10 protein-coding genes are annotated in these 12,207 nt (G+C 59.8%); 8 read left to right on the top strand and 2 right to left on the bottom strand.

The genetic code is table 11. From position 1 onward, the window contains the following. Window positions 1-45 precede the first annotated feature (45 nt). Complete coding sequence (gene etfB, locus ACZRMH_RS00530; protein ID WP_464011677.1) at window positions 46-816, top strand: electron transfer flavoprotein subunit beta; 771 nt, start codon at window positions 46-48, stop codon at window positions 814-816. A 488-nt stretch (window positions 817-1,304) separates the two neighbouring features. On the opposite strand, the gene gbcA is transcribed toward etfB, so the two are convergent. Then, window positions 1,305-2,597 (bottom strand): glycine-betaine demethylase subunit GbcA, encoded by a 1,293-nt coding sequence (gene gbcA, locus ACZRMH_RS00525; RefSeq protein ID WP_464011676.1) that lies wholly within the window; start codon window positions 2,595-2,597, stop codon window positions 1,305-1,307. A 282-nt stretch (window positions 2,598-2,879) separates the two neighbouring features. Between gbcA and gbcB the strand changes: the two genes are divergently transcribed. The 3 genes from gbcB to ACZRMH_RS00510 all read left to right on the top strand — a co-directional run bounded on the left by gbcB (window position 2,880) and on the right by ACZRMH_RS00510 (window position 4,740). Continuing rightward, window positions 2,880-3,980, top strand: a complete 1,101-nt coding sequence (gene gbcB / locus ACZRMH_RS00520; RefSeq protein WP_464011675.1) for a glycine-betaine demethylase subunit GbcB — start codon at window positions 2,880-2,882, stop codon at window positions 3,978-3,980. A 236-nt stretch (window positions 3,981-4,216) separates the two neighbouring features. Then, window positions 4,217-4,441, top strand: a complete 225-nt coding sequence (locus tag ACZRMH_RS00515; protein WP_464011674.1) for a hypothetical protein — start codon at window positions 4,217-4,219, stop codon at window positions 4,439-4,441. Next, window positions 4,438-4,740 carry a cell division protein ZapA gene (locus ACZRMH_RS00510; protein ID WP_016782567.1) on the top strand — a complete coding sequence of 101 codons (303 nt, stop codon included), beginning with the start codon at window positions 4,438-4,440 and terminating at the stop codon, window positions 4,738-4,740. Before ACZRMH_RS00515 ends, ACZRMH_RS00510 begins: the two co-directional genes overlap by 4 nt. A 133-nt stretch (window positions 4,741-4,873) precedes the next feature. On the opposite strand, the gene ACZRMH_RS00505 is transcribed toward ACZRMH_RS00510, so the two are convergent. Then, window positions 4,874-5,914, bottom strand: a complete 1,041-nt coding sequence (locus ACZRMH_RS00505) for a threonine aldolase family protein (RefSeq protein ID WP_464011673.1) — start codon at window positions 5,912-5,914, stop codon at window positions 4,874-4,876. A gap of 341 nt (window positions 5,915-6,255) precedes the next feature. Between ACZRMH_RS00505 and glyA the strand changes: the two genes are divergently transcribed. The 4 genes from glyA to ACZRMH_RS00485 are packed head-to-tail and all read left to right on the top strand — an operon-like array spanning window position 6,256 to window position 12,143. Further along, complete coding sequence (gene glyA / locus ACZRMH_RS00500) at window positions 6,256-7,509, top strand: serine hydroxymethyltransferase (protein ID WP_464011672.1); 1,254 nt, start codon at window positions 6,256-6,258, stop codon at window positions 7,507-7,509. Between the two features lie 22 nt (window positions 7,510-7,531). Continuing rightward, a complete protein-coding gene (locus ACZRMH_RS00495) occupies window positions 7,532-8,782 on the top strand; it encodes a sarcosine oxidase subunit beta family protein (RefSeq protein ID WP_016782563.1) in 1,251 nt (416 codons plus the stop codon). 14 nt (window positions 8,783-8,796) lie between these two features. Beyond that, window positions 8,797-9,129, top strand: a complete 333-nt coding sequence (locus ACZRMH_RS00490) for a sarcosine oxidase subunit delta (RefSeq protein ID WP_464011671.1) — start codon at window positions 8,797-8,799, stop codon at window positions 9,127-9,129. Further along, window positions 9,126-12,143 (top strand): sarcosine oxidase subunit alpha, encoded by a 3,018-nt coding sequence (locus tag ACZRMH_RS00485; RefSeq protein ID WP_464011670.1) that lies wholly within the window; start codon window positions 9,126-9,128, stop codon window positions 12,141-12,143. The genes ACZRMH_RS00490 and ACZRMH_RS00485 overlap by 4 nt, the downstream gene beginning before the upstream one ends. The last annotated feature ends 64 nt before the right edge of the window (window positions 12,144-12,207 follow it).

Below are 12,207 nucleotides of genomic sequence, written 5' to 3'. Positions count from 1 at the left end.
CTATCGCGAGCAAGCCCGCTCCCACATTGTTCTGGAGATTTATGTATGACCATCGCCACCGTTGCACTGGTTTCAATCGGCGCCCACCCCGCATCGGGCCGCGCCCGCCGCGCCGAGCAGGACGCCCGCGCAGTCGAGCTGGGTCTGGAACTGGCTGGGGATAACCTGCATGTGCTGCACGCGGGCAACCCCCATGAACCTGCGCTGCGCGCTTATCTGGGCATGGGCCTTGAAGAGTTGCATGTGCTCGAACAACCGGACGGTGCCGATGCCGTACCCGCACTGCGTGATTACATCCGTGAATGCGGGGTGCAACTGGTGCTGACCGGCAGCCAGGCCGAAACCGGCGAAGGTTCTGGAATGCTGCCCTACCTGCTGGCCGAGCAACTGGGCTGGCCGCTGCTGGTGGGCGTGGCGCAGATCGAATCTATCCACAACGGCGTGGCCCAGGTGCTGCAAGCCTTGCCTCGCGGCCAGCGGCGCAGGCTGCAAGTACGGCTGCCCTTCCTGGTGACTGTGGATAACGCTGCTCCCAAGGCCCGACAAAGCGCCTATGGCCCGGCCACACGTGGCCTGGTCAATGGCGAAGTGGTTGAAATCATTGCCGATGAGTTATCCACAACAGGCGTGCTGCAACCCGCCCGACCACGGCCCAAGCGTTTGAAGGTGATCAAGGCCAAAAGCGGCGCTGATCGTATGAAAGCGGCCACAGCCAAGGCGGCTGGCGGTTCCGGGCAGGTGCTCAAGGGCGTCAGCGCAGAAGAGGGCGCGCAGGCCATTTTGAAGCTGCTGATTGAAGAAGGTGTGGTGCGCTGACACTTGCCCACAAAGTCTGTTAGCGCTTATGTGGATAAGTTGTTTGCTGTCGGCTAAGACCCGTACAAACCGTGGCTTGCAGGCTTCTGATCAAAAAACACTCAAATCAGTGCTTTATCCACTGCCCGTCAGTGAAACCCCTGAGTAATCGGTACTTTAAAGGGTTTTCCACAGCGAATGAGGGCAGTGCATAAGTTGCGCACATTCTCTGTTGGTGGATATGTGGATAAGGTGTTCGCGGTTGGCTACGAGCCATGTAATACGTGGCTTTCAGTGGTTTGTACAAAAAACGACCAATCGCGTTTTTAGGGATAACTTGTCCACTTCCCCACAATTACTGTGGGTGTGCCTGTGGACAAGTTGTTGGTGAAGGGCTGTGGGCCTTTGAACTCGGGGGGTGTGGTGCGTTGGTCAAAAAACGATCAGGTGTGTATCAGACCCTCACCCCAACCCACTCTCTCCGGGAGAGGGGCAGGGCGAGGGCAGTTTTACTGAGCAACCACACCTTTGAGGTACGCCGCTGGCGCTGCCCCCAGATTGTTCAGCAGCCGCTCGCTGTACCAGTCGATAAAGTTGACCACGCCAAACTCGTAGGTCTGCGAGTATGGCCCCGGCTGGTAAGCCACCGAGTTGATGCCGCGCTGGTTCTCTTCGGCCAGGCGACGATCCTGATCGTTGGTGGCGTCCCATACCTTGCGCATGCGCTCCACGTCATAGTCCACCCCTTCGACCGCGTCTTTGTGCACCAGCCATTTGGTGGACACCACGGTTTCTTGCGCGCTGATCGGCCACACCGTAAACACGATGATATGGTCGCCCATGCAGTGGTTCCACGAATGGGGCAAGTGCAGGATGCGCATCGAGCCCAGGTCAGGGTTTTTGATCCGTCCCATGAGTTTTGCACAGCCCTGTTTGCCATCCAGGGTCATCGACACCGTGCCCTTGAGCAGCGGCATACGCACGATGCGGTTGCGCAGGCCGAAACTGGCGTGGGCGTACGGGATTTTTTCGGCGTCCCAGGCAGCGGCCGAGGCTGCAACGTGGTCCTTGAATGCCTGATCGGCGCGGGGGTCAGTCACGTCGTCCCACTCCAGCAAGGTCTTGAGCAACTCGGGGTGCGATGCGTTGCAGTGGTAGCACTCGCGGTTGTTTTCCAGCACCAGCTTCCAGTTGGCTTTTTCAACCAGGGTGGTTTGAATCGCCACCTTGGTGTTTTCCATATCGTAGGGTTCCATATAGTGGTTCAGCGTGGCCAGGAACTCGTCAATAGCAGGCGGGTTCTCGGCCAGGCTGATAAAGATATAGCCACCGGCAGTTTTCACGTTGACCGGCTTGAGGCCGTATTGCTTCATGTCGAAGTCGGCGCCCATCTCGGTGCCGGCAAACAGCAGGCGTCCGTCCAGCTCGTAGGTCCACTGGTGGTAATGGCACACCAGCTTGGCAACCTTGCCCTTTTCGCTGGTGCACAACCGCGATCCGCGATGGCGGCACACGTTATGGAAGGCATGCACCTGGCCTTCGGCGCCGCGAATCACGATGATCGGGTTCTTGCCCACTTGCAGGGTCAGGAAGTTGCCCTTGGCCGGGATCTCGCAGGTCATGCCTGCAATCAGCCATTCCTTCTGGAAGATCTCCTGCATATCGATTTCAAACAGGCGCTCATCGTTATAAAACGGCTGCGGCAGCGAAAACGTGCGTTCTCGGGTCTGCAACATCTCGGCGGTGGCCTTGCGTGCGGGTTCCAGTGGATCGCCCAGGCTCAGGTTTGCGGTGACGTCCATCGTTGTAATCCTCATGGCCATCGGATGTGGCCTAAAAGTGGCTGATCAAGGGTGCGACGCAAGGCATAGCTATAAACGTAATGTGTGGCGCTGAGTGTGCGTTTGAAGTGCCGACATGCCATATCTGCGGGCGACATGGCCCAATCTGTTCCCGACGCTGGAGGTACTGTTTTCAGGGGCTGGTCGCGATAAGTATGTGAATGTCGCGAATGGATAAATGACCGCCAGCGGGCATGCGCAGAATCGCCAGCAAGAGGCCGGTTGTCGGCCGTGGAGAAACGCATGTCCAACAGCTTTCTGAACCCGGTAACTACCCAGACCTGGGCCAATGGCCGGCACATCGTGCGATGCGTCAAAGTGATTCAGGAAACCTGGGACGTGCGCACCTTCTGTTTTATGGCCGACCAGCCGATCCTGTTCTTTTTCAAGCCGGGGCAGTTCGTCACCCTGGAGCTGGAAATCGACGGCGACCCGGTGATGCGCTCGTACACCATTTCCAGTTCACCGTCGGTGCCCTACAGCTTTTCGGTAACCATCAAGCGCGTGCCCGGCGGGCGGGTGTCCAACTGGCTGCACGACAACCTGCAGGAAGGCCAGGAGCTGGCGGTGCACGGGCCTGTCGGGCTGTTCAACGCCATCGACGCGCCTAGCCCCAAGGTGCTGTACCTGAGCGGCGGTGTGGGGATTACCCCGGTGATGTCGATGGCGCGCTGGTTTTACGACACCAACGCCAATGTCGACATGGTGTTTATCCACAGCGCCCGCTCGCCCAAAGACATCATTTACCACCGCGAGCTGGAGCATATGGCTTCGCGCATCGATAACTTCAGCCTGCACCTGATCTGCGAGAAACACGGGCTGGGCGAGCCTTGGGCCGGCTATCGCGGTTACCTGAACCACAAGATGCTCGACCTGATGGCCCCCGACTTTATGGAGCGCGAGGTGTTTTGCTGCGGGCCCACGCCTTATATGAATGCGGTGAAGCGTTTGCTCGAAGCCAATGGCTTCGATATGAGCCGTTACCATGAGGAGTCTTTCGGTGCGACGCCGCCCGAAGCGCGGGCTGATGCGGTGGAGCAAGCCGAGCAGGCGGCCGAGGCGCCGGAGCTGGACGTGGCGGATTTGAATCAGGTGGAATTCACTGCATCGGGCAAGAGCATCCGCGTGGGCCCGGCCGAAACCGTGCATGCGGCGGCGGCCAAGCTCGGGCTGCTGATCCCCAAGGCCTGCGGTATGGGCATCTGCGGGACGTGCAAGGTGCTGAAACTGGGCGGCGAAGTGGAGATGGAGCACAACGGCGGCATCACCGACGAGGACGTGGCCGAGGGTTATATCCTGTCGTGCTGCAGCGTGCCGAAGGGGGATGTGAGAATTGAGTTTTGAGGTTTGCAGCGCTCTTGTGGGAGCGGCCTTGCTCGCGATGGCATCAGCGCAGACGGTCAGTTAAACCGCGTTGCCTGAATCGCGAGCAAGCCCGCTCCCACAGGGTATTCGGTGATCTCGGGAACAAAGGCTCTAAAGCAGAGTCATTAGGGGTCTGATAAGGCCGGTTGGCGCTAGCTTAGCCGCCGACTTTTCTTTATCGTACGCGCCCTCTGAAACTGCTTGAGAACTTCATCATGATCGAATCATCCCTTAGCAAACTGGAACAACTGGTCAGCGACCTGGTTCAGCAAAAGCAAGAACTGCTGGACACCAACGAGCAACTGAGCGCTGAGCTGGCTCTGGCCAAAGACGAAAACGAAAGCCTGCAACTGACTCTGATGGAACAGGAAGAGAAGCAAGGCGCAACTGCAGCACGCATCCAGGCACTGGTTGAGCGCGCGAGCCCTGTCAGCGCATGAGCCTTGACAGAGACGGAGTAAATGTCGTCTCGATTCTGGGTAACGACTACACGATCAAAGCGCCGGAGGGGGAGCAAAAAACCCTGATGGCGGCCACGGTCATGTTGAAAGCCGCCCTGGCCGAAACGAAAAGAAAGTACCCGAGCCTGATCGGGGACAAACTGCTGGTGCTGGCAGCACTGAATCTGTGTTCCCAACAGATTGAGCTGCAACTGAGCCACAAACAGGAACTCGACCGTTATCAAGAGCAAGTCAGCGCCACGGTCGATGTGATTGAGCGAACTCTGGGGCAATCCTGATAGTTCGTAAACCAATCACCCTCTGTGGGAGCGGGCTTGCTCGCGATGGCATCAGCGCAGTCGTTCAGACAAACCGCGTTGCCTGAATCGCGAGCTAGCCCGCTCCCACAGTACTATTGATGTAGCGTTCGCATTACGCCGACATCACTTCGCGAATATCCGCCGCCAGTTCCCGTACCCGTGCTTCCTCGGTATCCCACGAGCACATGAAGCGTGCGCCGCCTTTGCCGATAAAGGTATAGAAACGCCAGCCCTTGGCAGTCAGCGCAGTCACGGCCGGTTCCGACAGTTGCAGGAACACGCCGTTGGCCTCCACCGGAAACATCAGCTCAACCCCCGGAATATCACTCACCAGCTGGCTCAGCAGTTGCGCGCAGTGGTTGGCGTGGCGGGAGTGTTTGAGCCAGGCGTCGTTTTCCAGCAGGCCAACCCAAGGGGCCGACAAGAAACGCATTTTCGATGCCAGTTGCCCGGCCTGTTTGCAGCGGTAGTCAAAGTCCACCGACAGGTCATGGTTGAAGAACAGAATCGCTTCGCCCACCGCCATGCCGTTTTTGGTCCCGCCAAAGCACAGCACATCCACGCCAGCTTTCCAGCTCAGTTCTGCCGGGGTGCAGCCGAGGAAGGCGCAGGCGTTGGAGAAGCGCGCGCCGTCCATATGCAACAGCAGGCCCAGCTCCTTGCAGGTGGCGCTGATGGCGCGGATTTCTTCCGGGCGGTACACGCTGCCGACTTCAGTGGCCTGGGTGATGGTGACCACACGCGGTTTGGGGTAGTGGATATCCTTGCGCTTGAGGGCGATTTCGCGGATCGACTCGGGGGTGATCTTGCCGTTTTCAGTACGCGCGATCAGCAGCTTGGAACCGTTGGAAAAGAACTCCGGGGCGCCGCATTCGTCGGTTTCGACGTGGGCGGTCTCGGAGCAGATCACGCTGTGGAAACTCTGGCACAACGACGACAGGGCCAGGGAGTTGGCCGCGGTGCCGTTAAAGGCGAAATACACCTCGCAGTCTGTTTCGAACAGTTTGCGAAAGTCATTGGAGGCGCGCAGGGTCCACTCATCGTCGCCGTATGAGCGTTGGTGGCCGTGGTTGGCTTTTTCCATGGCAGACCAGACTTCGGGGCAGATACCGGAGTAGTTGTCGCTGGCGAATTGTTGGCTCTTGTCAGTCATTTTCCGGTTCCTTGGTCGAATGTTGTGGTGCACTTTATCCAAGATTTTGGCGGGTGCACAGGCACGACTTGAAGTACGGAAACTCCCTACACGAAAACGCCTAAGTAGCACTGTGGGAGCGGGCTTGCTCGCGATTCAAACTACTCGGTACATCTGAAAGAACGAGGTGCTGCAATCGCGAGCAAGCCCGCTCCCACAGGTTATGTATTTCTTCATGTCGTAAACGCACCATTGCGTGGCGTCCATAGGCATTTGGTCCGCCTGCGCCAGCTCTACCATCAGGCTCAAAGGGCATCAGCCCCACCGAGACCAAAAGGCGCGCTGGCGCTGGGAGACACGCAATGTTCAGCAAGCAGGATCAGATCCAGGGTTACGACGATGCCTTGTTAGCGGCCATGAATGCCGAAGATCAGCGCCAGGAAGATCATATCGAGTTGATCGCCTCCGAAAACTACACCAGCCAGCGCGTAATGGAAGCTCAAGGCAGCGGTCTGACCAACAAGTACGCCGAAGGCTACCCGGGCAAGCGCTACTACGGTGGCTGCGAACATGTGGACAAGGTCGAGCAACTGGCCATCGACCGTGCCAAACAACTGTTCGGTGCCGATTACGCCAACGTGCAACCGCATTCGGGCAGCCAGGCCAACGCGGCGGTGTACCTGGCCCTGCTCAATGCCGGTGACACCGTGCTGGGCATGAGCCTGGCCCACGGCGGGCATTTGACCCACGGCGCCAGCGTCAGCTTCTCCGGCAAACTCTATAACGCTGTGCAGTACGGTATCGATACCGCCACTGGCCTGATCGACTACGACGAAGTGGAGCGTCTGGCCGTTGAACATCAGCCCAGGATGATTATTGCCGGGTTCTCGGCTTACTCAAAATTCCTCGATTTCCCGCGCTTTCGTCAGATCGCAGATAAGGTCGGCGCTTATCTGTTTGTGGACATGGCCCACGTGGCCGGTCTGGTTGCAGCGGGTCTGTACCCGAACCCGCTGCCCTACGCTGACGTAGTCACCACCACGACCCACAAAACCCTGCGCGGCCCCCGTGGCGGCCTGATTCTGGCCAAGGCCAACGAAGCACTGGAGAAAAAACTCAACTCGGCGGTGTTTCCCGGTGGGCAGGGCGGTCCGCTGATGCATGTGATTGCGGCCAAGGCGGTGTGCTTTAAAGAAGCGCTGGAGCCAGGCTTCAAAACCTATCAGAAGCAGGTTATCGACAACGCCCAGGCCATGGCCGAGGTGTTTATCAAGCGCGGCTTCGACGTGGTCTCGGGCGGTACCGACAACCACCTGTTCCTGCTCAGCCTGATCCGTCAGGGCCTGACCGGCAAGGACGCCGACGCCGCCCTCGGACGTGCGCATATCACGGTCAACAAGAATGCCGTGCCTAACGACCCGCAATCGCCGTTCGTGACCTCGGGCCTGCGTATCGGCACCCCGGCGGTGACCACCCGCGGTTTCAAGGTGGCGCAGTGCACGGAACTGGCAGGCTGGATCTGCGACATCCTCGATCACCTCGGCGATGCCGATATCGAGGCCGATGTGGCACGCCAGGTGACCTCGCTGTGCAAAGACTTCCCGGTTTATCGCTGAGCGCGTTTTTGGAGTAAACCCTATGCAACGGTATTCAGGCTTCGGCCTCTTCAAGCACTCCCTCAGCCATCACGAAAACTGGCAGAAGATGTGGCGCACGCCAACCCCGAAAAAGGTCTATGACGTGGTTATCGTCGGCGGTGGCGGCCACGGGCTGGCAACCGCCTACTACCTGGCCAAGGAACACGGCATCACCAATGTGGCGGTGGTCGAGAAAGGCTGGCTGGGCGGCGGCAACACGGCGCGCAACACCACCATCGTGCGTTCCAATTACCTGTGGGACGAGTCAGCGCACCTGTACGAACACGCGATGAAGTTGTGGGAAGGCCTGTCCCAGGACCTTAACTACAACGTCATGTTCTCCCAGCGCGGGGTCTATAACCTGTGCCACACCCTGCAGGACATGCGCGACTCGGAACGCCGGGTCAGTGCCAACCGCCTCAATGGCGTGGACGGTGAACTGCTCAACGGCAAACAGGTGGCGGACGAGATTCCGTACCTCGATTGCTCAAAAAACACCCGCTACCCGATTATCGGTGCCACGGTACAACGCCGTGGCGGCGTGGCCCGCCACGATGCCGTGGCCTGGGGCTTTGCCCGCGCCGCGGATGCACTGGGCGTGGACCTGATCCAGCAGACCGAAGTGCTGGGCTTTCGCAAGGAAAACGGCGTGTGTATCGGTGTTGAAACCAGCAAAGGCTTTATCGGCGCCAAGCGCGTGGGTGTGGTCACGGCGGGCAACTCGGGGCATATGGCCCGCCAGGCAGGCTTTCGCCTGCCGATCGAATCCCACCCGCTGCAGGCGCTGGTGTCGGAGCCGATCAAGCCGATTATCGACAGCGTGATCATGTCCAACGCCGTTCACGGCTATATCAGCCAGTCCGACAAGGGCGACCTGGTGATCGGTGCCGGTATCGACGGCTGGGTCGGCTATGGCCAGCGCGGTTCGTACCCGGTGATCGAGCACACCATCCAGGCGATCGTGGAAATGTTCCCGGTACTGTCCCGCGTGCGCATGAACCGCCAGTGGGGCGGCATCGTCGACACCACCCCGGATGCCTGCCCGATCATCTCCAAAACTCCGGTGCCGAACCTGTTTTTCAACTGCGGTTGGGGCACGGGCGGCTTCAAGGCTACGCCGGGCTCGGGCAACGTTTTTGCCGCCAGCCTGGCCAAAGGCGAGATGCATCCCCTGGCTGCCCCGTTTTCCATTGACCGGTTCCACACCGGTGCCCTGATCGACGAACACGGCGCTGCCGCGGTTGCTCACTAACAGGAGAAATACCCATGTTGCATATCTTCTGTCCCCATTGCGGCGAACTGCGCTCCGAAGAGGAATTCCATGCCAGCGGCCAGGCGCATATCCCGCGCCCGCTGGACCCCGGCGCCTGCACCGATGCCGAGTGGGGCGACTACATGTTCTTTCGCGACAACCCGCGCGGTCTGCACCACGAACTGTGGAACCACGTCGCCGGTTGCCGGCAGTTTTTCAACGCCACGCGCAACACCGTGACCTACGAAATTCTTGAAACCTATCTGATCGGCAGCAAGCCGCAGTTCACTGAAGAGGCTGCGCCACAGACCACCACGGCCACTCGCGAGCAGGGAGAAAAGGTATGAGCCAGACCCATCGCTTGCCTAATGGCGGTCGTGTTGACCGCAGCAAGGTGCTGACCTTTACCTTCAACGGCCAACAGTACAAAGGCTACGAAGGCGATACCCTGGCCGCAGCCTTGCTGGCCAACGGCGTCGACGTGATCGGTCGCAGCTTCAAATATTCCCGACCCCGTGGCATTTACGCTGCCGGTGCCGAAGAGCCCAATGCGGTGCTGCAGATCGGCGCCACCGAAGCCACCCAGATTCCCAACGTACGCGCCACGCAACAGGCGCTGTATCAGGGCCTGGTCGCCACCAGCACCAACGGCTGGCCCAATGTCAACAACGATGTGATGGGCATTCTCGGCAAGGTCGGCGGCAAGCTGATGCCGCCGGGCTTCTACTACAAGACGTTTATGTACCCGCAGTCGTTCTGGATGACTTACGAGAAGTACATCCGCAAGGCCGCAGGCCTGGGCCGTTCGCCGACCCAGAACGATCCTGATACCTACGACTACATGAACCACCACTGCGACGTGCTGATTGTCGGTGCAGGCCCTGCCGGTCTGGCAGCGGCACTGGCGGCAGCGCGCAGCGGCGCGCGGGTGATCGTGGCCGATGAGCAGGAAGAATTTGGCGGCAGCCTGCTCGACAGCCGCGAAAGCCTGGACGGCAAACCGGCGATGGAATGGGTGGGCAAGGTTATTGCCGAGCTCAAGGCACTGCCGGACGTGATCCTGCTGCCACGGGCGACCGTCAACGGTTATCACGACCACAACTTCCTGACCATTCATGAACGCCTCACCGATCATCTGGGTGATCGCGCGCCGATCGGCCAGGTACGTCAGCGCATCCACCGGGTTCGGGCCAAGCGCGTGGTACTGGCGACCGGCGCCTGCGAGCGGCCATTGGTATACGGTAACAACGACGTGCCGGGCAATATGCTGGCGGGCGCAGTGTCCTCTTACGTGCGCCGCTATGGCGTGGCACCGGGCAAAAAGCTGGTGCTGAGCACCAACAACGACCATGCCTACCGCGTAGCGCTGGACTGGCTTGATGCTGGTCAGCAGGTGGTGGCTGTCGCCGATGCGCGCAGCAACCCGCGTGGCGCACTGGTAGAGGCGGCGCGGGCTAAAGGCATCCGCATTTTGACCGGCAGCGCGGTGATCGAAACCCGTGGCAGCAAGCATGTGAACAGTGCCCGGGTGGCGGCGATTGATCTTAAATCCCTCAGTGTCGCCAGCCCCGGCGAATGGCTGGAATGTGATCTGGTGGCCACTTCGGGCGGTTACAGCCCGGTGGTTCACCTGGCTTCGCACCTGGGCGGCAAGCCGACCTGGCGCGAAGACATCCTCGGTTTTGTCCCCGGTGAAGCGCCGCAAAAGCGTGTGTGCGTAGGGGGGATCAATGGTGTTTACGGCCTGGGCGACAGTCTTGCCGACGGTTTTGAAGGCGGCGTACGTGCGGCCAGCGAAGCGGGCTTCAAAGCGGTGGAAGGTGTATTGCCCAAAGCCCTGAACCAGCTTCAGGAAGCAACCTTGGCGCTGTTCCACGTGCCCCATGAAAAAGGCACGGCGCGAGCGCCCAAGCAATTTGTCGACCTGCAAAACGACGTCACCGCCGCCGCCATCGAACTGGCGACTCGCGAAGGTTTCGAGTCGGTCGAGCATGTCAAACGCTACACCGCCCTGGGCTTCGGTACCGATCAGGGCAAGCTGGGCAACGTCAACGGGCTGGCCATTGCTGCACGTTCGCTGAACGTGACCATCCCGCAGATGGGCACCACCATGTTCCGCCCCAACTACACGCCGGTAACGTTTGGCGCCGTGGCGGGCCGCCATTGCGGGCATATCTTCGAGCCGGTGCGCTACACCGCGCTGCAAGCCTGGCACGTCAAGCAGGGTGCCGAGTTTGAAGACGTGGGCCAATGGAAACGCCCGTGGTATTTCCCGCGCAACGGCGAAGACCTGCACGCAGCGGTCAAGCGTGAGTGCCAGGCCGTGCGTGACAGCGTCGGTATTCTCGATGCCTCCACACTGGGCAAAATCGACATTCAAGGCCCGGATGCGCGGGAATTCCTCAACCGTATCTACACCAACGCCTGGACCAAGCTCGACGTGGGCAAGGCCCGCTACGGCCTGATGTGCAAAGAAGACGGCATGGTCTTCGATGACGGTGTAACCGCCTGTCTGGCCGACAACCATTTTGTGATGACCACCACCACTGGTGGCGCGGCGCGGGTACTGCAATGGCTGGAAATCTACCAGCAGACCGAATGGCCAGAGCTCAAGGTGTACTTCACTTCGGTGACCGACCACTACGCCACCCTGACCCTGTCCGGGCCCAACAGCCGCAAGCTGTTGAGTGAAGTGACCAATATCGACCTGGACCGCGAGGCCTTCCCGTTCATGACCTGGAAGGAGGGGCTGGTGGGCGGTGTACCGGCACGGGTGTTCCGTATCTCGTTTACTGGCGAGCTGTCGTACGAGGTCAATATCCAGGCTGACTACGCCATGGGTGTACTGGAGAAAATCGTCGAGGCGGGCAAGCAATACAACCTTACCCCCTATGGCACCGAGACCATGCACGTGCTGCGGGCCGAGAAGGGTTTCATCATCGTCGGCCAGGACACTGACGGCTCCATGACCCCGGATGACTTGAACATGGGTTGGTGCGTAGGCCGTACCAAACCGTTCTCGTGGCTCGGCTGGCGCGGCATGAACCGCGAAGACTGTGTACGTGACCAGCGCAAACAGCTGGTGGGCCTCAAGCCGGTCAACCCGACCCAATGGCTGCCCGAGGGTGCGCAACTGGTGTTCGATCCGAAGCAGGCGATCCCGATGACCATGGTTGGCCACGTGACTTCCAGCTATGCCCACAACTCCCTGGGTTATTCGTTTGCCATGGGTGTGGTCAAAGGTGGTTTGAAGCGTATCGGTGAGCGGGTGTTCTCGCCCCAGGCCGACGGTAGCGTGATCGAGGCTGAAATCGTGTCTTCGGTGTTCTTCGACCCGAAAGGCGATCGGCAAAATATTTGACTGAAGCCCATCGCTGGCAAGCCAGCTCCCACAAAAACAGCACAAAACCTGTGGGAGCTGGCTT

The organism is Pseudomonas sp. B414 (assembly GCF_055408445.1).
Note: the sequence above shows the minus strand (reverse complement) of the source record. Positions and strands in the feature narration are given on the sequence as shown.

Coding starts and splice junctions, on each gene's coding strand:
- etfB (WP_464011677.1), top strand. CDS start 46: ATGACCATCGCCACCGTTGCACTGGTTTCAATCGGCGCCCACCCCGCA.
- gbcA (WP_464011676.1), bottom strand. CDS start 2,597: ATGGACGTCACCGCAAACCTGAGCCTGGGCGATCCACTGGAACCCGCA.
- gbcB (WP_464011675.1), top strand. CDS start 2,880: ATGTCCAACAGCTTTCTGAACCCGGTAACTACCCAGACCTGGGCCAAT.
- ACZRMH_RS00515 (WP_464011674.1), top strand. CDS start 4,217: ATGATCGAATCATCCCTTAGCAAACTGGAACAACTGGTCAGCGACCTG.
- ACZRMH_RS00510 (WP_016782567.1), top strand. CDS start 4,438: ATGAGCCTTGACAGAGACGGAGTAAATGTCGTCTCGATTCTGGGTAAC.
- ACZRMH_RS00505 (WP_464011673.1), bottom strand. CDS start 5,914: ATGACTGACAAGAGCCAACAATTCGCCAGCGACAACTACTCCGGTATC.
- glyA (WP_464011672.1), top strand. CDS start 6,256: ATGTTCAGCAAGCAGGATCAGATCCAGGGTTACGACGATGCCTTGTTA.
- ACZRMH_RS00495 (WP_016782563.1), top strand. CDS start 7,532: ATGCAACGGTATTCAGGCTTCGGCCTCTTCAAGCACTCCCTCAGCCAT.
- ACZRMH_RS00490 (WP_464011671.1), top strand. CDS start 8,797: ATGTTGCATATCTTCTGTCCCCATTGCGGCGAACTGCGCTCCGAAGAG.
- ACZRMH_RS00485 (WP_464011670.1), top strand. CDS start 9,126: ATGAGCCAGACCCATCGCTTGCCTAATGGCGGTCGTGTTGACCGCAGC.